The sequence below is a fragment of the Sphingobium amiense genome, assembly GCF_003967075.1.
In the GTDB taxonomy this organism is placed as follows: domain Bacteria; phylum Pseudomonadota; class Alphaproteobacteria; order Sphingomonadales; family Sphingomonadaceae; genus Sphingobium; species Sphingobium amiense.
The window spans coordinates 650,660-671,952 of the sequence record NZ_AP018664.1; the positions used below are offsets into that span (position 1 = coordinate 650,660).

The 21,293-nt window shown below is 64.4% G+C and carries 19 protein-coding genes; 13 read left to right on the top strand and 6 right to left on the bottom strand.

Going from position 1 to position 21,293, the window contains the following annotated elements; translation table 11 throughout:
* Window positions 1–16 precede the first annotated feature (16 nt).
* Complete coding sequence (locus tag SAMIE_RS03045; protein ID WP_066703575.1) at window positions 17–1,153, bottom strand: PQQ-dependent sugar dehydrogenase; 1,137 nt, start codon at window positions 1,151–1,153, stop codon at window positions 17–19.
* Between the two features lie 231 nt (window positions 1,154–1,384).
* On the opposite strand from SAMIE_RS03045, the gene rimP reads away from it, so the two are divergent.
* From rimP to SAMIE_RS03105, 12 genes are all read left to right on the top strand, one after another.
* The gene (rimP, locus tag SAMIE_RS03050) at window positions 1,385–1,909 is read left to right on the top strand and encodes a ribosome maturation protein RimP (RefSeq protein ID WP_066703536.1); all 525 of its coding nucleotides are present in this window, start codon (window positions 1,385–1,387) and stop codon (window positions 1,907–1,909) included.
* A 14-nt stretch (window positions 1,910–1,923) separates the two neighbouring features.
* Window positions 1,924–3,495 (top strand): transcription termination factor NusA, encoded by a 1,572-nt coding sequence (nusA, locus tag SAMIE_RS03055; RefSeq protein WP_066703533.1) that lies wholly within the window; start codon window positions 1,924–1,926, stop codon window positions 3,493–3,495.
* A gap of 7 nt (window positions 3,496–3,502) precedes the next feature.
* Window positions 3,503–3,739 carry a tautomerase family protein gene (locus SAMIE_RS03060; RefSeq protein ID WP_066703530.1) on the top strand — a complete coding sequence of 79 codons (237 nt, stop codon included), beginning with the start codon at window positions 3,503–3,505 and terminating at the stop codon, window positions 3,737–3,739.
* A 63-nt stretch (window positions 3,740–3,802) separates the two neighbouring features.
* Window positions 3,803–4,465 carry a DUF448 domain-containing protein gene (locus SAMIE_RS03065; RefSeq protein ID WP_066703522.1) on the top strand — a complete coding sequence of 221 codons (663 nt, stop codon included), beginning with the start codon at window positions 3,803–3,805 and terminating at the stop codon, window positions 4,463–4,465.
* A 65-nt stretch (window positions 4,466–4,530) separates the two neighbouring features.
* Window positions 4,531–7,095, top strand: coding sequence for a translation initiation factor IF-2 (infB, locus tag SAMIE_RS03070; RefSeq protein WP_066703519.1), 2,565 nt, complete (start codon window positions 4,531–4,533; stop codon window positions 7,093–7,095).
* A gap of 95 nt (window positions 7,096–7,190) precedes the next feature.
* Window positions 7,191–7,592, top strand: a complete 402-nt coding sequence (rbfA, locus tag SAMIE_RS03075) for a 30S ribosome-binding factor RbfA (protein WP_066703516.1) — start codon at window positions 7,191–7,193, stop codon at window positions 7,590–7,592.
* 65 nt (window positions 7,593–7,657) lie between these two features.
* Window positions 7,658–8,554: an alpha/beta hydrolase family protein gene (locus SAMIE_RS03080; protein WP_066703513.1), complete on the top strand. Its 897-nt coding sequence runs from the start codon at window positions 7,658–7,660 to the stop codon at window positions 8,552–8,554.
* 12 nt (window positions 8,555–8,566) lie between these two features.
* Window positions 8,567–9,145 (top strand): thymidine kinase, encoded by a 579-nt coding sequence (locus SAMIE_RS03085; RefSeq protein ID WP_066703511.1) that lies wholly within the window; start codon window positions 8,567–8,569, stop codon window positions 9,143–9,145.
* Window positions 9,146–9,178: 33 nt separating this feature from the next.
* On the top strand, window positions 9,179–10,165 hold the full coding sequence (gene truB, locus SAMIE_RS03090) for a tRNA pseudouridine(55) synthase TruB (protein ID WP_126516720.1): 987 nt from the start codon (window positions 9,179–9,181) through the stop codon (window positions 10,163–10,165).
* A gap of 17 nt (window positions 10,166–10,182) precedes the next feature.
* Window positions 10,183–10,452, top strand: coding sequence for a 30S ribosomal protein S15 (gene rpsO, locus SAMIE_RS03095; RefSeq protein ID WP_009822385.1), 270 nt, complete (start codon window positions 10,183–10,185; stop codon window positions 10,450–10,452).
* Between the two features lie 174 nt (window positions 10,453–10,626).
* Window positions 10,627–12,948 carry a polyribonucleotide nucleotidyltransferase gene (gene pnp / locus SAMIE_RS03100; protein ID WP_066702890.1) on the top strand — a complete coding sequence of 774 codons (2,322 nt, stop codon included), beginning with the start codon at window positions 10,627–10,629 and terminating at the stop codon, window positions 12,946–12,948.
* Between the two features lie 163 nt (window positions 12,949–13,111).
* Window positions 13,112–14,128: a sensor histidine kinase gene (locus SAMIE_RS03105; protein WP_066702888.1), complete on the top strand. Its 1,017-nt coding sequence runs from the start codon at window positions 13,112–13,114 to the stop codon at window positions 14,126–14,128.
* Here the strand turns inward: SAMIE_RS03105 and SAMIE_RS03110 are convergent.
* Window positions 14,125–15,489 (bottom strand): cation:proton antiporter, encoded by a 1,365-nt coding sequence (locus SAMIE_RS03110; RefSeq protein ID WP_066702885.1) that lies wholly within the window; start codon window positions 15,487–15,489, stop codon window positions 14,125–14,127. The two genes, SAMIE_RS03105 and SAMIE_RS03110, sit on opposite strands and share 4 nt — an antisense overlap.
* Before the next feature lie 205 nt (window positions 15,490–15,694).
* On the opposite strand from SAMIE_RS03110, the gene SAMIE_RS03115 reads away from it, so the two are divergent.
* Entirely contained in the window at window positions 15,695–16,372 is a 678-nt protein-coding gene (locus SAMIE_RS03115; protein ID WP_066702881.1) for a response regulator transcription factor, read from the top strand.
* Window positions 16,373–16,443: 71 nt separating this feature from the next.
* Here the strand turns inward: SAMIE_RS03115 and SAMIE_RS03120 are convergent, their stop codons facing one another.
* The 4 genes from SAMIE_RS03120 to SAMIE_RS03135 all read right to left on the bottom strand — a co-directional run bounded on the left by SAMIE_RS03120 (window position 16,444) and on the right by SAMIE_RS03135 (window position 21,242).
* Window positions 16,444–18,948, bottom strand: coding sequence for a TonB-dependent receptor (locus tag SAMIE_RS03120; protein WP_066702878.1), 2,505 nt, complete (start codon window positions 18,946–18,948; stop codon window positions 16,444–16,446).
* Window positions 18,949–19,123: 175 nt separating this feature from the next.
* Window positions 19,124–19,486: a dihydroneopterin aldolase gene (locus tag SAMIE_RS03125; RefSeq protein WP_066702874.1), complete on the bottom strand. Its 363-nt coding sequence runs from the start codon at window positions 19,484–19,486 to the stop codon at window positions 19,124–19,126.
* A gap of 3 nt (window positions 19,487–19,489) precedes the next feature.
* The gene (gene purU / locus SAMIE_RS03130) at window positions 19,490–20,344 is read right to left on the bottom strand and encodes a formyltetrahydrofolate deformylase (RefSeq protein WP_066702872.1); all 855 of its coding nucleotides are present in this window, start codon (window positions 20,342–20,344) and stop codon (window positions 19,490–19,492) included.
* Between the two features lie 28 nt (window positions 20,345–20,372).
* Window positions 20,373–21,242 (bottom strand): methylenetetrahydrofolate reductase, encoded by an 870-nt coding sequence (locus SAMIE_RS03135; RefSeq protein ID WP_066702904.1) that lies wholly within the window; start codon window positions 21,240–21,242, stop codon window positions 20,373–20,375.
* Window positions 21,243–21,293 lie beyond the last annotated feature (51 nt).

A 21,293-nucleotide genomic window follows, 5' to 3' on the forward strand; every position in this document is an offset into this window, starting at 1 on the left:
AGCGAAGGCCGGGCCTCTACGAAGCCGGCGTCACCTTCAGCAATCTTCCCTGCGATCCCCGATCGCCGTCCTCCAGCAGCCAGAGCGCGCCGTCCGGTCCCTGTTCTACTTCCCGGATGCGCGCGCCCATGTCCCACTGGTCGGCCTTGCTCGCGCTCTCGCCGTTCAGCTTCACTTGGACGAGGCTCTGGCTGGACAGGCCGCCGATGAAGAGCGAATCCTTCCATTCGGGAAACATATCGCCCGAATAATAAAGCAGGCCGCCCGGCGAGATGACCGGATTCCACCAGACTTTGGGCGCTTCATATCCGTCGCCCGGCCTGTGATCGGGAATGTCCCGTCCGTCATAATGGTCGCCGTTGGACGCCAGCGGATAGCCATAGTTGAGACCCGGCTTGATAAGGTTCACCTCGTCGCCGCCCTTCGGCCCCATTTCCTGCTCCCACAGCCGTCCGTCCCTGTCGAACGCGATGCCCAGCAGGTTGCGATGACCATAGGACCAGATGGCCGGATGAAATCCCTTCGCCGCCAGCGGATTGCCTGCTGCGGGCGTGCCGTCGAGGTTCAGGCGAAGCACCTTGCCCAGCGTCGCCTTCGGGTCTTGCGCCGGATCGAACTTCTGCCGCTCTCCATTGGTGAAGAAGAGATGTTTGCCGTCGGGCGAAAAAGCGATCCGCCCGGAATAATGGCCGTTTCCCTCTACATAGGGGGTGGCGCGGAAGATGACCTGCACCTTGTCCAGCTTCGTCGTCCCGTCGCTCGCCTGACTGAAGGTGCCGCGCGCCAGCGCCACCCCCTTCACGCCATCGCGCGCCTCGGAGAAACTGAAATACACGGCCTTGTCCTGCGCGAAGCCGGGGGAGGGCACCACATCCATCAGCCCGCCTTGTCCCGCGCTATCCACCGCCGGGATGCCCGCCACCGGAATCTTCGTCCCGTTCTTCGGATCGAACAGGATCATCTCACCCGCCTTTTCCGTCACCAGCGCGCGGCCATCGGGCAGGAAGGCCATCGCCCACGGCGCATCGAAATCGGCGATGGTCGATGTCCTGAACGGCTTTTCAGCGGAAGCGGCGCTATTCTGGCCCGTCGCATTCTCGGCCGAACAGGCGATGAGGATGAGGGGCAGGGTGGCGAGGGAAGCCGTCTTCATCATATATTCTCCGTTCGCCCTGAGCCTGTCGAAGGGCCGTGCTTTTTCCGGCCGAAAGAAACGGGCTTTGACTCTTAGCCCCAACAGAAATGAGCGAGGATTAAAATTGTTGCAGAAATTCGGGGCCGCGCATATATCGCCCTTGCTTCCTTACATCGTCAAACATGTCGGGGTCGCGGGCGGATCGCTCGCGGCGCGGGAAGCTGCACATATTTCGTATCTGGAGACCGCATGGCGGACATCGCCGACCTGACCGCACTGATCGAACCCGAAGTGAAGGCTTTGGGCTTCGACCTCGTGCGCATCAAGCTGTTTGGGTCGGGCGACGATCACACGCTTCAGATCATGGCCGAAGACCCGAAGACCAAGCAGCTCGTCATCGAGGACTGCGCCGCCATTTCGCGCCGCCTGTCTGACGTGCTGGACGAAGCCGACCCGATCGAGGAAGCCTATCGCCTCGAAGTCAGCTCGCCCGGTATCGACCGTCCGCTGACCCGCCTGCATGACTATCGCGAGTGGGCCGGGCATGAAGCGAAGATCGCCGCGACCGAACTGGTCGAGGGGCGAAAGAGCTTTCGCGGCGTGCTGGGCGGGATCGAGGGGGAGGACATCCTTTTCACCGACGCCAAGGCGGGCGATGTCCGCATCCCCTTCGCGCTGGTCCATGACGCCAAGCTGGTGCTGACCGACCGGCTGATTTCTGCTACGATGCCGCTCTCCTCCGATGGGGCGGATGAATTTGAAACCGAAGAATAAGGGTTCATAACGACATGGCCAACGCCATTTCCGCCAACAAGGCCGAACTGATCGCCATCGCCAATTCGGTGGCGAGCGAAAAGATGATCGACAAGGCCATCGTCATCGAGGCGATGGAGGATGCGATCCAGCGCGCCGCGCGCGCCCGCTACGGTGCGGAAAACGACATTCGCGCCAAGCTCGATCCCGACAGCGGCGACCTGCGCCTGTGGCGCGTCGTCGAAGTGGTCGATACGGTCGAGGACTATTTCAAGCAGGTCGATCTCAAGCAGGCGAGCAAGCTCAAGAAGGACGCCGTCGTCGGCGACTTCATCGTCGATCCGCTGCCCCCCATCGACCTGGGCCGTATCGACGCCCAGTCGGCCAAGCAGGTGATCTTCCAGAAGGTCCGCGATGCCGAGCGCGAGCGCCAGTTTGAGGAATATAAGGATCGCGTGGGTGAGATCATCACCGGCGTCGTCAAGTCGGTCGAATTCGGCCATGTCGTCGTCAACCTTGGCCGCGCCGAAGGCGTTATCCGCCGCGACCAGCAGATCCCGCGCGAAGTGGTCCGCGTCGGAGATCGTATCCGCTCAGTCGTGCTCAACGTGCGCCGCGAAAATCGCGGGCCGCAGATTTTCCTCAGCCGCGCGCATCCCGAATTCATGAAGAAGCTGTTCGCGCAGGAAGTCCCCGAAATCTACGACGGCGTCATCACCATCATGGCCGCCGCCCGCGATCCGGGCAGCCGCGCCAAGATCGGCGTCATCAGCCGCGATTCCAGCATTGACCCGGTCGGTGCGTGCGTCGGCATGAAGGGCAGCCGCGTGCAGGCCGTCGTGCAGGAAATGCAGGGCGAGAAGATCGACATCATTCCCTGGAGCGAGGATACCGCGACCTTCGTCGTCAACGCGCTCCAGCCCGCTCAGGTCGCCCGCGTCGTGATCGACGAGGAAGAAGAGCGGATCGAAGTCGTCGTCCCTGACGATCAGCTCAGCCTCGCCATCGGCCGCCGCGGCCAGAACGTTCGTCTCGCCAGCCAGCTCACCGGCAAGGCCATCGACATCATGACCGAGGCCGACGCGAGCGAGAAGCGCCAGAAGGAATTTGTCGCCCGTTCCGAACTGTTCCAGAACGAACTGGACGTGGACGAGACGCTTTCGCAGCTTCTGGTGGCCGAAGGCTTTGGCGAACTGGAAGAAGTCGCCTATGTCGAGGTGGACGAACTCGCCTCGATCGAGGGCTTCGACGAGGAACTGGCTGCCGAGCTTCAGAGCCGTGCGCAGGAAGCGCTGGAGCGCCGCGAAGCCGCTGCGCGCGAAGAGCGTCAGGCGCTGGGCGTCGAGGATGCGCTGGCCGACATGCCGCATCTGACCGAAGCCATGCTGGTGACTCTGGGCAAGGCGGGCATCAAGACGCTCGACGACCTCGCCGATCTCGCCACCGACGAACTGGTGCAGAAGAAGCGCGTCGATCAGCGCCGTCGCAAGAATGACAGCGGCAATGAGGACAAGGGCGGTATTCTTGCCGCCTATGGCCTCAGCGACGAGCAGGGCAATGAAATCATCATGGCCGCCCGCGCCCACTGGTTCGAAGAGGAAGCGTAAGCAGCTCATGCCCTTCGTCGACATCCGCCTGGCCGGCAGCGCCACCCGCGAGCAGAAAGCCGCGATCGCTGCCGATGTGACCCGGTCGCTCGTGGAGCGGCTGGGAAAGCCAGCGGCTGCCGTCCAGATCGTGATCTCCGAAATCTCCACCGAAAATTACGCGGCCGGCGGGCAACTGCTCGCCGACCGCGCCTCGGCGGCGCAACCAAGGGAGGACGCCAATGCCGCGGTCACTCCCCGATGAGAGAATAGCCGCCCTCCCTAGCGTCGGACTTGCCTTGCTATCCGCCTGGACGGAGGAGCGCGCATGACCGAACGCAAATGCATATTGACCGGCGACCGCGCCGATCCTGAAATGCTGATCCGGCTCGCAGTGGGACCGGAAGGGCAGGTGTTGCCCGACATTCGCGCCAAGGCGCCGGGGCGGGGGGCGTGGATCGGCGTCAGCCGCGCCGAACTCGAAACCGCGCTGGCGAAGGGGAAGCTCCGGGGCGCGCTCGCCCGCGCGTTCAAGACGAACGACCTCGCCATCCCGGACGACCTGCCCGCACTGATCGAGGATGGCCTGCGCCGCGCGCTGCTCGACCGGCTGGGGCTGGAGGCGCGCGCTTCGATGGCTCTGACGGGATCGGAAAAGATCGACGTCGCATGCCGAAAAGGGCAGGTTCACCTGCTGCTCCACGCCAGCGATGCCGCCCCGGACGGCAATCGCAAGCTCGATCAGGCGCTGCGCGTCGGGCAGGAGGCGGAAGGCACGGATTTGGCGGGTATCACCTTGCCTGTGGACCGGCATGCCCTATCTATGGCAATGGGGCGCGATAATGTCGTCCATATCGCGGTGATCGACTCGCGCGCTGCTTCACGCCTGCGCGCGGCCATAGGCCGCTTGGAAAGCTATCTGGGTTGCGTTACCGGAACGCCTGCGCAGGCGGAGCATGGCTCCGCCGATGCGGCGGGCGTCAGCGGCTAAGCATCTGTATAAGGCGCCGACGGGCCTTTCCGGTCGGACGTAAGTGAAGGGTATAGTTCAGTCGTATGAGTGACAGCAAGGAAGACAAGCCGGTTCTGGGTCGCAAGCCGCTGGGCATCAAGCGGACCGTGGAATCCGGTCAGGTGCAGCAGCAGTTCAGCCATGGCCGCAAGAATACGGTCGTGGTCGAGGTGAAGCGGCGCCGTGTCCTGGGCAAGCCGGGCGAAAGCGTCGGCGCTGCTCCCGCGACTGCGCCCCAGCCCGATCCGACGCCTGCGCAGCGCCCCGCAGCGCCTGCGCCGGAGCAGCGCGCGCCGCAGCCGGCCGCGCCCGCGCGTCCCGCGCCGCAGAGCCTGATGTCGCGTCAGGAACTGCAGGCCAAGCTGCTGCGCGAGGCGGAAGAAGCGCGCATGACCGCGCTGGAAGACGCGCGCCGTCGCGAAGATGCCGCGCGCGCCGCCGCGAGCGAGGAAGAAAAGCGCCGGGCAGAGGAAAATCGCCTCTCCACCGAAACCGCCGCGCCCGAGGCTGCTCCTGCTCCTGCTCTTGCTTCCGCCGATCCGGTCGAGACGCCAGCCGCGCCTGTGGCCGAGGCGGCGCCCGAGGTCCGCGACGAAGCCGCGACGCCGCAGCCTGTTTCGGCCGCTCCGCCGCCGCGCCGTTTCACGCCGGTGACGCCCGCCAAGCGCCCCGAACCCGCCAAGCCGGACCGCACCAAGCGCGCCGACGACAATCGCCGCCAGTCGGGCAAGCTCACCGTCACCCGCGCCCTCGCGGATGACGACAGCGCCCGCGCGCGCAGCCTCGCTGCCCTCAAGCGCGCCCGCGAAAAGGAACGCCGCGCCCATTATTCGGGCGGCAGCCAGCAGCGGGAGAAGCAGGTCCGCGATGTTGTGGTGCCCGAAAGCATCACCGTGCAGGAACTCGCCAACCGTATGGCCGAAAAGGGCGCGGATCTGGTGAAGGCTCTCTTCAAGATGGGCACCGCCGTCACGCTCAATCAGCCGATTGATCAGGACACCGCCGAACTGCTGGTCGAGGAATTTGGCCACCGCATCCAGCGCGTGTCCGATGCCGACGTCGAAATCGGCATGGAGGGCGAAGTCGACGCGCCCGAAACGCTGAAGGCCCGTCCGCCGGTCGTGACGATCATGGGCCATGTCGATCACGGCAAGACCTCGCTGCTCGACGCGCTGCGCGGCACCAATGTGGTGTCGGGCGAAAGCGGCGGCATCACGCAGCATATCGGCGCTTATCAGATCAAGACGAAGAATGGCGATCTCGTCACCTTCCTCGACACGCCGGGCCACGAAGCCTTTTCCGAAATGCGCGCGCGCGGTGCGAACGTCACCGATATCGTCATCCTGGTGGTGGCGGCCGATGACGGGCTGATGCCGCAGACGATCGAGGCGATCAATCACACCAAGGCCGCCGGCGTGCCGATGATCGTGGCGATCAACAAGGTCGACAAGCCCGACGCCAACCCGCAGCGGGTGCGCGAACGCCTGCTCGAACATGAAATCGTGGTCGAGGATATGGGCGGCGAAACGCAGGATGTCGAAGTCTCCGCGCTCAAGCGCACCGGCCTCGACGAACTGCTCGACAAGATCCTGCTGCAGGCCGAACTGCTCGAATTGACCGCCAATCCTGACCGCCCCGCCGAAGGCAATGTGGTCGAGGCGCAGCTCGACAAGGGCCGCGGCGCGGTCGCCACCGTTCTCGTCCGCAAGGGCACGCTCAAGATCGGCGACACCTTCGTCATCGGTTCGGAAAGCGGCAAGGTCCGCGCGATGATCAACGACAAGGGCCAGCAGGTGAAGACCGCCGGTCCCTCGACCCCGGTCGAGGTGCTGGGCCTGTCCGGCGTGCCGATGGCGGGCGACCAGCTCACCGTCGTCGAGAATGAAGCCCGCGCCCGCGAAGTCGCCTCTTACCGTCAGGAACAGGCGACCAAGAAGCGCACGACCGCCGCGCCGACCAGCTTCGAACATATGTTCTCGGCGCTCAACACGACCGTCATCGAATATCCCGTTGTGGTGAAGGGCGACGTGCAGGGTTCGGTCGAAGCGATCGTGTCTTCGCTCAACCGCATTTCGACCGACGAGATCAAGGTGCGCATTCTCCATTCGGGCGTCGGCGCGATCACCGAAAGCGACGTCACGCTGGCCGCCGCCAGCCGCGCGCCGCTGATCGGCTTCAACGTCCGTCCCAATGCGAAGGCGCGCCAGCTCGCCGAGCGCGAAAAAATCTCGCTGCGCTACTATGACGTCATCTACGACCTGCTCGAAGAGGTTCGTGGCGAAATGGCGGGTCAGCTCGCGCCCGAGCGCATCGAAACGATCGTCGGCCGCGCCGAAGTGCTCCAGGTGTTCCCGGCGGGCAAGAAGGACAAGGCGGCAGGGCTGCTGGTCATGGACGGCATCATCCGCAAGGGGCTGGCCGCGCGCCTTACCCGCGACGATGTCATCGTGTCGCGCACCAACATCGCCTCGCTCCGCCGCTTCAAGGACGACGTCTCCGAAGTCCGTGCGGGCATGGAATGCGGCGCAGTGCTTCAGGACACGAACGACATCAAGGTCGGCGACACCCTCGAACTGTTCGAGGTCGAGGAACGCCAGCGCACGCTGTGACAGGGAAACGCGTCACCCCGGCGAAGGCTGGGGTCTCGTGCCCATCACGCTGTCGCCTGAGACCCCAGCCTTCGCTGGGGTGACGAGGATTGCATATGGTTGCTTCATCCGAAGGCCCGTCCGTCCGCCTGCTCCGCGTCGGTGAACAGGTGCGTCATGTCCTGTCCGACATCCTCCAGCGCGGCGACGTGCATGACGATGTGCTCGCCAGCCATGTCGTGAGCGTCACCGAAGTGCGCATGTCGCCCGACCTGCGCCACGCCACCGTGTTCATAAAATCGCTTCTCGGGCAGGATGAGGAAGCAGTGCTCAAGGCGCTGCGCACCAATACCGCCTATCTCCAGCGTGAGGTCGCGACCCGTATCCGCCTCAAATACGCGGCAAAGCTCAAATTCCTCGCGGACGAGAGCTTCGACGAAGGCACGCATATCGACCGGCTGCTGCGCGATCCCAAGGTCGCCCGCGATCTGGCTTTGGACGAGGATGCCGAGGAATAATCTTCGACGCCGCCACGCCACCGCGCTACCGTGACGGGGTTGACTAAAGCGCGAAGGGCAGGCGGATGAAGAGCATCATGTGGGCGACGGCGGCCCTTTTGGCCACGACAGGCGCCGGCCTTGCGAAAGAACCTGCGCCGCTGTCCGCCGTCATCGCCGATCCCGCGCCCGACGCGGCCTATCCGGCGGGCATGAGCGCCTTCGTCATTCCCGCGCAGGACGGGGCGATGAATGCGGTGATGTATACCGCGTCCGGCCCCGGCACCCATCCCACGCTCCTGCTGCTCCACGGCTTTCCCGGCAACGAGCAGAATCTCGATCTGGCGCAGGCGGCGCGCCGCGCGGGCTGGAACGTCCTGACGCTCCATTACCGCGGAAGTTGGGGCAGCCCCGGCACTTTCTCCTTCGGTCATGCGTCGGATGATGCCTTCACCGCGCTCCAGTTCCTCCAGCAGCCCGCAACCGTGGCGAAATTCCGCATCGACACCAGCGCCATCGTCGTTGCCGGGCACAGCATGGGCGGCTTCATGGCGGCCGATGTGGCGGCGGCGGAGCCGCGCGTCGCGGGCCTGTTCCTGATCGACCCGTGGGACCCGTCGCAGACGGTATCGGCTCTCTCTACGCCGCAGGGCGAAGCGGCGTGGAAAGCGGAGGTGGCGGGCGATCTGCCCCCGCTCGCGGGCGCGACCTATGAAAGCCTCACTGCCGAGATCAGGGGCGACCCCGCCAAGTTCGACCTTGGCCGCCGCCTCGCCGGCTACGGCCGCCGCCCGCTCAGCATCGTCGGGGCGGAGCGGGGCATCGGCGATCAGGCACGCCGCGCCGCCGCCGATGCGCAGGCCGCCAATCCGCAAGCGCGGCTCACCATCTGGCCGACCGATCACAGCTTTTCCGACAGGCGGATCGCGCTGGCCGACGCGCTCGTCCGCTTCCTCGCTGGCGTCGCGCCCACGATCCGCTAGAGGATCGCGCCGATGGCCAAGCTTTATTTCTATTATAGCTCGATGAACGCGGGCAAATCGACGACGCTGCTGCAATCGGACTTCAACTATCGCGAACGCGGCATGGCGACGATGCTCTGGACCGCAGCAGTGGACGACCGCTACCAGCGCGGACGGATCGTTTCGCGCATCGGGCTGGAGGCGCAGGCGCATCTGTTCGAACCGGGGATCGACATCTTCGCCGCCATTGCCGCCCGGCATCGTGAAACGCCGCTCTCCTGCGTGCTGCTGGACGAAGCGCAGTTCCTGACCCGCGATCAGGTGTGGCAACTGGCTGCCGTCGCCGACCGCTTGGGCATTCCTGTCCTATGCTACGGCCTGCGCACCGATTTTCAGGGCGAACTTTTTCCCGGCAGCGCGCACCTGCTGGGCATTGCGGATGTGCTGAGCGAGATCAAGACGGTGTGCGACTGCGGGCGCAAGGCGACGATGAACCTGCGTGTCGATGCGCAGGGCAGGGCGATCCTGCATGGAGCACAGACCGACATCGGCGGTAACGACCGCTACATCGCGCTCTGCCGCCGTCATTTCGTCGAACAGATGCAGGGCTGACAGTCGCCGCCCGTCCGGCTAAGTCCCGCCGCCATGCACGGCTGGATCATCCTCGATAAACCCTTGGGCCTCGGCTCCACCCAGGCCGTCAGCGCGGTCAAGCGCGCCCTGCGTCATAGTGGCGCGGGCAAGGTCAAGGTCGGGCATGGCGGCACGCTCGATCCGCTGGCGACCGGCGTGCTGCCGATCGCGGTCGGCGAGGCGACCAAGCTCGCGGGACGGATGCTCGACAGCGACAAAATTTACGATTTTACTGTTCACTTCGGTGTCCAGACCGACACGCTCGATCTGGAGGGGAAGGCGGTCGCCCGCAGCGACCGTCGCCCGACCTTGGCGCAGGTCGAGGCGATCCTGCCCCGCTTCACCGGCCCTATCGAACAGGCACCCCCCGCCTACAGCGCGATCCTGATCGACGGCCAGCGCGCCTACGACCTCGCGCGCAAGGGCGAGGAAGTGGAGATGAAGACGAGGGCGGTGACGATCCACGCGCTGCACATCAGATCCTCCCCTGCAAGGGGAGGGGGACCGGCGCAGCCGGTGGAGGGGTATCCGGCTATCGAGAGGGCGATACCCCTCCGTCTGGCCGGTGGCCAGCCACCTCCCCTTCCAGGGGAGGATGTTCATCAGATCACCCTCACCGCCCACGTCTCCAAAGGCACCTATATCCGCAGCCTCGCCCGCGACATCGCGCTGGCGCTGGGCACGGTCGGCCATGTCACCATGCTGCGCCGCCTGAAGGCTGGCCCGTTCACGCTCGATCCGGCGATTTCACTGGACAAATTGGACGAAGCTGCTAGGGGCGGCGGCCTCGGCAGTCTTATGCTGCCGTTGACGGCGGGGCTGGACGACATCCCGGCTCTCCCCGTCACTCCCGATGAAGCGCTCGCTCTCCGCCAGGGGAAGGCGCTCGTGGGGAAACCGCACACCGGTCTTCTGCTGGCGATGCTGGGCGAAACGCCCATCGCGCTGGTGCAGTCCAGTGGCCCGGAAATCCGGGTGGTGCGCGGCTTCAATCTCTAGATACGAAAGGAAGCCCGATGTCGATTACCGCTGAGCGCAAGGAAGCGCTGATCAAGGAACATGCCCGCGCCGAAGGTGACACCGGTTCGCCGGAAGTCCAGGTTGCGATCCTGTCGGAGCGCATTTCGAACCTGACCGAGCATTTCAAGGGTCATCACAAGGATAACCACAGCCGTCGCGGCCTGCTGATGCTGGTCAACAAGCGCCGTTCGCTGCTGGACTATCTCAAGAAGAAGGATGAGGGGCGCTACAGCGACCTCATCGCCAAGCTGGGCCTGCGCAAGTAAGTCTGCTACAGAAGGAACGGCCCCAAGCGGGGCCGTTTCCGATTCCGGGGCGGGCGCAATTCGGCGACCCGTTTCGTTCAAGGGGCCACAGGATGCCCCACACCGCAGCGGGCCGGTTAGCCCGCAGATGAGGCCCCGCCGGGCAATAGGGCCGTGGCGGGCGAAGGAACAAGCATGTTTGATGTAAAGAAAGTTTCGATCGAGCTGGCAGGAAAGACCCTGACTCTCGAAACCGGTCGCATTGCGCGTCAGGCCGACGCCGCCGTGCTGGCGACCTATGGCGAGACGGTGGTGCTGTGCGCCGTGACCGCCGCCAAGTCGGTGAAGGAAGGGCAGGATTTCTTCCCGCTGACCGTCCACTATCAGGAAAAATATTCCGCTGCCGGCCGTATCCCCGGCGGCTTCTTCAAGCGTGAACGCGGCGCGACGGAAAAGGAAACGCTGGTTTCCCGCCTGATCGACCGCCCGATCCGCCCGCTCTTCCCCGAAGGTTTCTATAACGAAATCAACGTTATTGCTCAGGTTCTGAGCTTCGATGGTGAAAGCGAGCCTGACATTGTGGCGATGATCGCTGCATCGGCCGCGCTGACCCTGTCGGGCGTGCCCTTCCTTGGTCCCATCGGCGCAGCGCGCGTCGGCTACAAGGACGGCGAATATCAGCTCAACCCCTCGCTCGACGAAGTGAAGACCGGCGAACTCGACCTCGTCGTCGCCGCCACGCACGACGCCGTGATGATGGTCGAATCCGAAGCCAAGGAGCTTTCGGAAGACGTCATGCTCGGCGCCGTCCTCTTCGCGCATGAAGCGAGCAAAAAGATCGCCAATGCGATCATCGACCTCGCCGAGCAGGCCGCGAAAGATCCGTGGGACATCGCCAAGGGCGACGATCTCGGCGATCTCAAGAAGAAGCTGACCAAGCTGATCGGCAAGGACATTGCGGCCGCCTACAAGCTGACCGACAAGTCCGCCCGTTCGAACGCGCTCAACGAAGCCCGCGCCAAGGCGAAGGCCCAGTTCGCGGCTGACGGCCTCGACGCGCAGACCGTGATGGCGGGCATCAAGCTCACCAAGAAGCTGGAAGCCGAAATCGTCCGCACCGCCATCCTCAAGGAAGGCAAGCGCATCGACGGCCGCACCACCACCCAGATCCGCCCGATCGAGGCGATGGTCGGCTTCCTGCCGCGCACCCACGGTTCGGCGCTGTTCACCCGCGGTGAAACGCAGGCGATCTGCACCACCACGCTCGGCACCAAGGATGCGGAGCAGATGATCGACGGCCTCACCGGCCTGCACTATGAAAACTTCATGCTGCACTACAACTTCCCGCCCTACTCGGTCGGTGAAGTGGGCCGCTTCGGCGCGCCGGGCCGTCGCGAAGTCGGCCATGGCAAGCTGGCGTGGCGTGCGCTGCACCCCGTGCTGCCGAGCAAGGACGAGTTCCCCTATACGATCCGCGTCCTGTCCGACATCACCGAGTCCAACGGCTCCTCCTCGATGGCGACCGTCTGCGGCGGTTCGCTCTCGATGATGGACGCGGGCGTCCCGCTGAAGCGTCCTGTGTCCGGCATCGCCATGGGCCTGATCCTGGAAGGCAAGGATTTCGCCGTCATCAGCGATATTCTGGGTGACGAGGATCACCTCGGCGACATGGACTTCAAGGTGGCGGGCACGGAAGCGGGCATCACCACCATGCAGATGGACATCAAGGTCGCCGGCATCACGCAGGAAATCTTCGAGGTCGCGCTGCGTCAGGCGAAGGAAGGCCGCGCGCACATTCTGGGTGAGATGAGCAAAGCCCTGTCCTCGACCCGCACCGAACTGTCGGCGCACGCCCCGCGCATCGAGACGATCCAGATCGACAAGTCCAAGATCCGCGACGTCATCGGCACGGGCGGCAAGGTCATTCGCGAGATCGTGGCGGAAACCGGCGCGAAGGTCGACATCGACGACGAAGGGATCATCAAGATCAGCTCTTCCGACACCGCCCAGATCGAAGCCGCCAAGAAGTGGATTCTCGGCATCGTCGAGGAAGCGGAAGTCGGCAAGGTCTACACCGGCAAGGTGGTCAACATCGTCGACTTCGGCGCATTCGTGAACTTCATGGGCGGCAAGGACGGTCTCGTCCACGTCTCCGAAATGCGTAACGAGCGCGTCGAAAAGCCGACCGACGTCGTGTCAGAAGGCCAGGAAGTGAAGGTCAAGGTTCTCGAAATCGACCCGCGCGGCAAGGTTCGCCTGTCCATGCGCGTCGTCGATCAGGAAACCGGCGAGGAACTGGAAGACACCCGTCCCGCCCGCGAACCGCGCGAACCGCGCGGCGACCGGGGTGATCGTGGCGATCGGGGCCGTGGCCCGCGCCGTGACGGCGGCGACCGTGGTGGTCGTGGCGGTGACCGCGGTCCCCGCCGGGATCGCGGCCCGCGTAGCGAAGGCGGGAAGGGCGGCGATGACGATGGTTCCAGCGCCGGTCTGCCTGACTTCCTGACCCAAGACTGACCGGTCGGCGTCTCCGCGCGCCATCGGGATGAAATGACCGAAATATGGGGCGTCCGGTTAACCGGGCGCCCCATATTGCTTTGGCACCGACCGGCTTATAAACCTCGATCAAGGCAAGAGGCGAAAGTTCTGCTAGGGTAACGACAGACTGTCGGGGAATATCATGCAGCGCAATAACGAGCGGTTCGTGGAACGGCTGCCGCTTGTCCTTGACAGGCCGGTCTATGCCTATGTGTTCACGGCGCTTTTCTGCGTCGGGGCGATGGCGCTGCGGTTCGCGGCCAAGCCGCTTCTGCCGACCGGCTATCCGTTCGTCACCTTCTTCCCCGCCGTGATTCTCGCGTCCTTCCTGTTCGGCGTTCGCCCCGGAATGTTCGCCGCCATTTCATGCGGCATGCTTTCCTGGTATTTTTTTATCCCGCCCTATCGCGATCTGGTTTTCAACCCGGCGGTCGCCGTCGCGATGCTTTTCTACACGGGCGTCGTCGTCATCGACATCACGCTCATCCATTTCATGCAGCGGGCAAATTATAATCTGGCGGTGGAGCGCGAACGGAGCCGCGCGCTCGCCGACAATCGCGAGCTGCTCTTCCGCGAACTTCAGCATCGCGTGTCGAACAATCTTCAGGTAGCCGCTGCGATGCTGGGTTTGCAGCGGCGTCATATCGACCATGATGCGGCACGACGCGCGCTGGACGACGCCTCGTCACGGCTCGCCCTGATCGGCCGGATCAGCCGCGCGCTCTACGATCCTTCGGGCGCCGGCAATGACATGCGCGCCTTCCTCGTGATGCTGACGGAGGATCTTCTGGCGGCGTCCGGGCGTGAGGATGTCCATATCTCGGTCAGCGCGCCCGATGGCCTCATGCTGGACCCCAACATCACCATGCCGCTCGCGCTTGTGGTGGCAGAAGCGGTCAGCAACGCGATGGAGCATGGGCTGCCCGACACCTCCGGCCGCATTCATGTGCAGCTCGAACAGTCGGGGGAGGGGCTGTCGCTCGAAATTTCCGACGATGGCAGGGGCGTCGCGTCCGATTTCGAAATCGAAGCGGGGCCATCGCTCGGCCTGCGGATCGCGAGCGCGCTCGCCAGTCAGCTTGGCGGACGTTTTGCGCTGCTTCCCGGACCGCAGCAGGGGGCCATCGCCCGGCTCGACCTGCCCGCCGCCTGCGTCTAGCCCGCCCGCGCCAGCGTGGGGTCTACTGGCTCCAGCAGGCCTGACGCCCGCGCCCTGCGGCCATAGACGGCCTCGAACAGCGGCGTCGCCATCACGGTCGTGATGACGGCCATCAGCACCAGCATCGAAAAGAGCGCAGGCTGGATGATGCCCTTCTGCAAGCCGATGTTGATGATGATGAGTTCCATCAGGCCGCGCGAGTTCATCAGCGCGCCGATGCCCAGCGCCGTGCGGTTATCTTCTCCCGCAATCCGCGCGGCGGCATAGCATGCTCCGAATTTCGCCATGATCGAAACGGCCAATATGCCGAGCGCCAGCAACAGCAGGTCGAGCGAATTGACCATGTCGAGCCGCGTGTTCAGCCCGGAATAGGTGAAGAACATCGGCAGGAGCAGCACGACGGCGATGGGTTCGACCTTCTCCTTGATCTGCTCCACGAACAGGCCGCGCGGCATGCAGACACCGATCAGGAAACCGCCGAAGATCGCGTGGATGCCGATGGCGTCCATCAGGAACGCGGACAGGCAGAACAGCGCTATGGTGATCGCCAGCACCTGCATGCTCATGCTGCCGCGCCGCTCCACCGCGCGGCCGAGCGGCGCCAGCAGCCGCCGGCCCAGCAGCAGCATGAACGCCGCATAGAGCACGGCACCGCCGATCGCGATCACCGCCACGCCAGGTCCGGCCCCGAACGCGGCGAGCACCAGAGCCAGCACGCACCAGGAAGCGGCGTCGTCGAACGCGCCCGCCGTCAGGGTCAGCGTGCCCAGCGACGAATGGGCCAGACCATTTTCATTGATGATGCGCGCCAGCATGGGAAAGGCGGTCAGCGCGATGCATGCGCCCATGAACAGGGTCGCGTTGCCGTTGCTGATGCCGGGCGCGAAGAGGCCGGGCACCGTGAGGAGTGTCGGCGTGATGAGCACCGCGAAGAGAAATGGGGCGAGGATGCCTGCTGCCGACACCATTGCGGCGCTGCGCGCCTTCGACTGGAAATGATCGAGGCGCAGGGTCAGGCCGACGATGAACATATAAAGGCCGACACCCAGTTGCGCGCCGACATAGAGGATATTGCGTGTTTCTTTGGGAAACAGCGCATTCTGGAATTCGGGAAAGAACAGGCCAAGCAGCGACGGCCCGAGCAATACGCCGGCGATCATCTCCCCGACCACCTGCGGCTGCTTCAGGAAGCGCTGCCCCAGCCATCCGACAAGGCGGCAGACGCCGATGATGACCGCAATCTGGAGGAAGAAATGGACGCTGAAATCGGACGGCGTATAGGCGCGGACGCCATTGACGACCGGGCCGTGCGGTCCCAGCAGATCCGCCAGCACAGCCCAGGATTCGCTTGCCAGACTCACCGATTGCCTCCCATCCCCGACATTTCTGCATGCGTGCAGTTATCGCCTTGAGCAGAGCGCAACCCTCCGCCCTGTTGCAAGCGATTTCCACAAGCTGCCGCGCCGCCGCGTCCATGATAGCGCAAACATGCGCGCGGCTCCATCGCCAACGACGCTATGTCCGGCTAGGATCGAAAGCTGACAGACCAGCGTCGGACAATGCCCAATGACCTTCCATATCCTCGTTGCCGAAGATGATCGCCTGTTGCAGGGGCAGTTGGTCCGGCAGCTCTCCGATTTCGGGCACGAGGTCGAAACCGCCGATGACGGGGGCGCTGCGCTGGAACTGCTGGGCCGCCGGGCGTTCGATGTCGTGATTCTCGACTGGAAGATGCCCGTGATGGACGGGATCACCGTGGTGCGTAAGCTCCGGGACGCGGGAGTGACGGTTCCTGTCCTCATGCTGACCGCGATGGGCCGCGTCTATGACAAAGTGGAGGGGCTGGAGGCCGGGGCGGACGACTATGTCGTCAAACCGGTCGATCCTCTGGAGCTGAACGCGCGGATCAATGCACTGGTGCGGGCGCGCCGCATGTCGGCAAGTCCTGCCGATACCGTCAGCGCCGGGGACATCGTCGTCAGCCCGTCGAGAATGCAGGCCTGGCGCGGCGGCGATCCGCTCAACCTGTCGCAAATGGAATTCAGGCTGCTGCTGGAACTGGCGCGCAATGCGGGATCGGTCGTCACCCGGCCCATGCTGATCGAAAAAATATGGGGACTGAGCGTCGTGCCCGCTGCCAATGTCATCGAGGCGCATATCCGCAATCTGCGCGTGAAACTGATGGAGCGCGGCGATGATCCTATCAGCACCCGGCGCGGCATCGGCTACACGCTGCGGGCGTGACGTCTCCATTCCATGAAAAAACCGGCGCGGCGAGGGGGCCGCACCGGTTTTTCCGCGTCAGGTGCTTGCGTTCAGAAGCGGATGCTGGCTTCGGCACCGAAAGTGCGCGGCGCGTTGAAGTTGCCGTAGTCGCCCAGCACGTTGCCGATGTTTCCGGTCGTGATGTTGGTCGTCGGCGCGGCGGGCAGGCTGTTCGACGGATCGCGGCGGAACACATATTGCTTGTCGAACAGGTTGCGGCCCCAGACGCTCAGGGTCAGCTTGCGGCCATATCCCACGTCCAGATCGGCGAAGGAGATGCGGCCATTCACCAGGAAGGACGCGTCAGCCTTGGTTTCGAACTGGTCGAAAGCCTGTGTCGCCTGCGCATAGTTCGCATCGACGTGGAACTTGACGGCGGCGTCGCCGCCGATGGGCAGGCTGTAATCGACCGACCCGCTCGCCGCGTTACGCGGCGTGAAGGGGATGTAGAACTGCTGGAGGTAGGGCTGTGAGGTCACGCCCCCGGCAGTGAAGGTGATCGGCACCAGCGGGATTTTGGTATAGGTGTAGGCATAGGAGGCGTTCAGCGTCAGGCCGTCCACCGGCTGCACCGTCAGGTCGGCTTCGATGCCGCGGATCTTGGTCGTTCCGCCCGCATTGATCGTGCGCAGCACATTGACGCTGGAGCCGCCCGCGAACTGGATGAAGCTGATGTCGATCTGGCTGTCCTTGCGGTCCATCATATAGGCTGCGAGGTTGAACCGGGCGCGACGATCCCAGAAGTCGGCCTTCAGGCCCGCTTCGTAGGATTTCACGTCTTCAGGATCGAACGCCTCATAATTGGCCGTGCGCGAACTCGCGCCGCCTGCGCGATAGCCGGTCGCATATTTCGCATAGACATGAACGTCGTTGGTCACGTCATAGGCGATCGTCGCCATCGGGTTGAAGCGGTTCCACTTCTCATCCAGCGGCTTATAGCCATTGCCGGCCACGATCGCGGCGTTTGCGGGAAGGTCGTAGTTCACGTTGCGGAAGAAATGCAGCACGCCACGCTTCTTGTCCTGCGTGTAACGCGCGCCGACCGTGAAGTGGAGCTGGGACGTAGCGTTCCAGGTGAGCTGGCCGTAGGCGGCATAGCTCTTGGACCAGACTTCGGACGCGCGGTCGATCGAGCGGCAGCCCCGGATCGAACCGAAACCGCCCGAGCCGCGGCAGGGATCGAGGGTCACGTAAACCGGCTGGCCCTGCCCGTTGAGGTAGACGCCATTCGAGTTCGGAGTGGACGCGTCGTCGCTGACATGCTCGTTGAAGTAGAAGAGGCCAGCGACATAATCGACCGAGCCGACCGAGCCGACCGCCTGCAGTTCCTGCGTGAACTGGCGCTGGCGCAGACCCGCGAGGCTATAGCGGCTGAACCCGCACGGGGCGGCCTGCGTGCAGGATGCGGTCAGGTTGACGATCGGCGGACGGTGCGCGCCGCCTGAATTGTCCCACTGTTCGACATCGACGCCGCGCCACGCGGTGATGGAGCGCAGTTCGATCTCGGGTGACACGGTCCAGCGCAGATTGTTGGTGAAGCCGTGCGTCTTGTCGGTGCTGACCTGCTGCGGCACGCCGATGTCGGCGGTTTTCATGCGCGTGTCGCCGTTGATGACCACGCCGGGGAGGACGGGCCGCACGGTGCCGCTAAGCGTGGTGTAGTTGATGCCCGGCAACTGGCAGCGCGGCGAGTTGGCGACCGGACCGGCGACGCAGTTGTTGGGGTTATAGTTCAGCAACTGGCTGTAGAAGGGCGTATTTTCGTCCTTCGCGACATCGTAGCTGAAATCGTTGGTGATGCTGCTGGTCGGTTCCCAGCGAACCGCGGCGCGCAGGCCTTTGCGGTTATAATAGTTCCAGCCGACCTGTCCCGCGAGCGGGTTCTTGGTGGTTTCGTCCTGATGCTGGATCACGCCGTCCAGCTTGATGCTGAACCCGGCGGTTTTCGGCAGGTTGATGTGGAAGCTGCCGGTGCGCGCGCCGTAATTGCCGATGCCCGCGTCGAGGCGTCCGCCCCATTCGCCGGACGGCGCCTTGCTGACGATGCTGAGAGCGCCGCCTTCGGTGTTGCGGCCGAACAGCGTTCCCTGCGGCCCTTTCAGAACCTCGACGCGCTCCACGTCGAACAGCGCGGCGTTGAGGCCGTGCTGGCGGCCGAGATAGACGCCATCGACATAGATGCCGACGCCCTGTTCGCGCGCGGGCTGGTTGGCGTCGAGCGGTACGATGCCGCGAATGCCGATGGTGAGAGCGCTCTGCCGCGCCTCGAACGTGGCGATGCGCAGCGACGGGACGGAGCCGTCTGCCAGATCGTAGAGGCTCTGGACGTGGCGGTCTTTCAGCGCCTCGGTGCCCAGAACCGCCATCGCGATCGGCGTTTCCTGAAGATTGGTTTCGCGCTTCGTCGCGGTGACGACGATTTCGCCAAGGCCCATGTCGGCATCGGCAGCGGTGGACGTCTGCGGCGCCTGATCCTGCCCGATGGCGACAGGCGCGTTCATCGCGACAAGAGCCGCGCTGGCGAGCAGGGTTGCCTTGGTAATACGGTCAAACATAGCGGTAATTGGCCCCTCTGGAACGAGTCGGTGTTCGTCGGGCCGGCTGATATGGCGCTATGAAGACAGTTAGATTTAAGTCTGAAGACAGTCGCGGATCATAATCTTCATTTTCGCTTCATAAATGGATCGGGCCGCTGATTTGCGGGGGCGCGATCTCCCTCCTCCGCGCAAACTATTCTTCGGAAGCCGCATCACCTCGCCTCACCGTCACCTCCACCCCGGCAAGGCCGCGTGTAAGTGCGAATGGTTTGTCGATGGCGACCCGCGCTTCGACGACGCGGGGGAATTGCAGGCATAATGCGCCCAGACGCTGCGCGAAGGTTTCGATCAGCGGGATATGGACGGCCGCCAGATCCTCGGCCGCCTGCGCGATCCGGCGATAATCGACCGTGTCGGCTATGCCCTCGACGCTGCCGGGGACGAGGCTCAGTTCGACCGTGACGACGAGCGGCTGGCGCCGCCCGATCTCGTCCGGATTGATGCCGATGTCCGCCAGCAACGGCAGGTCGCGCACCTTCACCTTAATGCCCGACACCGATCAGGCCCGGAAGACGACCGTGCGCGCGCCGTTCAGGAACACCCGGCCCTGCAGATGATGCTGCACCGCCGTCGCAAGCACGCGGCGTTCGATGTCGCGCCCCTTGCGCACCAGATCGTCGGGGGTATCGCCATGGTTGATGGCTTCTACATCCTGATGGATGATCGGCCCTTCGTCGAGGTCGGCGGTCACATAATGGGCCGTCGCGCCGATCATCTTGACGCCGCGATCATAGGCCTGGTGATAGGGCTTGGCGCCCTTGAAGCCGGGCAGGAAGCTGTGATGGATATTGATGCAGCGGCCCGACAGAAATCCCGCAAGATCGTCCGACAGGATCTGCATATAGCGGGCCAGCACGACCAGATCCGCGCCGCTTTCCTCGACCAGCGCCTTGATCTGCGCTTCCTGCTCCGCCTTGCTGTCTTTTGTGACGGGCAGATGGTGATAGGGCACGTCGTCGATCAGCGATGTGGTCAGCACCGATCTGGGATGGTTGGACACGATGCCCACCACGTCCATCGCGATTTCCCCGATCCGCCAGCGATAGAGCAGGTCGCCGAGGCAATGGTCGAATTTCGACACGAACAGCAGCACCTTCTGCCGCTCGCTCCTGAGCCGCAGCGCCCACTCCATGCCGCGCAGTTCCGCCAGCGGGGCGAAGGCGTCGCGGAACGACTCGACCTTTTCATCGGCGATCGCGAACTCGATCCGCATGAAGAAGCGGTCGGTAAAGCGGTCGTTGAACTGCTGTGCATCGGTGATGTTGCCGCCCTGCTGCGCGAGGAGTCCGGCGACATCCGCGACAAGGCCGGGACGGTCGGCGCATTGCAGGGTCAGGGTGCAATATTGGGTCACGTCGCTCCTCCGCTGTTCGCGCTGCCGGTCACTGGCGCGCGCTGTAATCGTTGATCCACTCGACGGTCTTCGCGATGCCGCCGAACGGGTAAAAATGCAGCCGGACCTTGCCATGGTCGGGACCAAGCCCCTTGGCAAGCGCATCGACCAGCCGGTCCGGCGTTGCCGTGCCCAGCAATTTCGTGATCGAGATGCCATATTTGCCCAGCACCGCCGCCGAAGCGCCCACGCCGCATCGGGCCGCAAAGCGCATCAGTGTCTTGATGCCCGCCGGTCCCGGAACGCCGATCCTGACGGGCGCGTCGATCCCGCGCGCGCGCAACAGAAGCAGCCAGTCGAGCACCGGCTGCGCATCGAAGCTGAACTGCGTGACGATCAGCGGCGCCATGCCCCGATCCTCGATCTCGCGGCACTTGGCGACCAGCACCTCGAACGTCTGCTCTGCCGTCATGTTGGGATGGCCTTCGGGATGGCCGCCGATGCCGACCGCCCTGATGCCCGCGCGTTCGAACGCGCCCGTGCGGATCAGCGCCATGCTGTCGGAATAGGGACCGGCGGCTTCGGCGGGATCGCCGGCGATGACGAAGCTGCGCGTGACGCCCGCTTCGCGCACTACCGTCGCCAGATAGGTTTCGAAATCGTCGCCGGAAACCAGACGCCGCGCCGAAAAATGCGGCATCGGCTCGAAACCCAGAGCGCGCACCTGCCGCGCGGCATCAACGCGGGCCTCCAGCGTCTCGCCGGGCAGGAACGTGATCGCGACCGGTGTCTCGGGCAGGATGGCCGCCGACGCCTGCGCCAGCGCATCGACATCCTTAGCCGTAATCTCCAGCGAATAGCCGTCCATCATGTGCACGGGCGGCCGCTCCCAATTGGGATGGATCATGGATGCCGACATCATTCTCTCCTGTGCGGGCGGCCGGTCGTCAGGGCCATTATCTGCCGACGC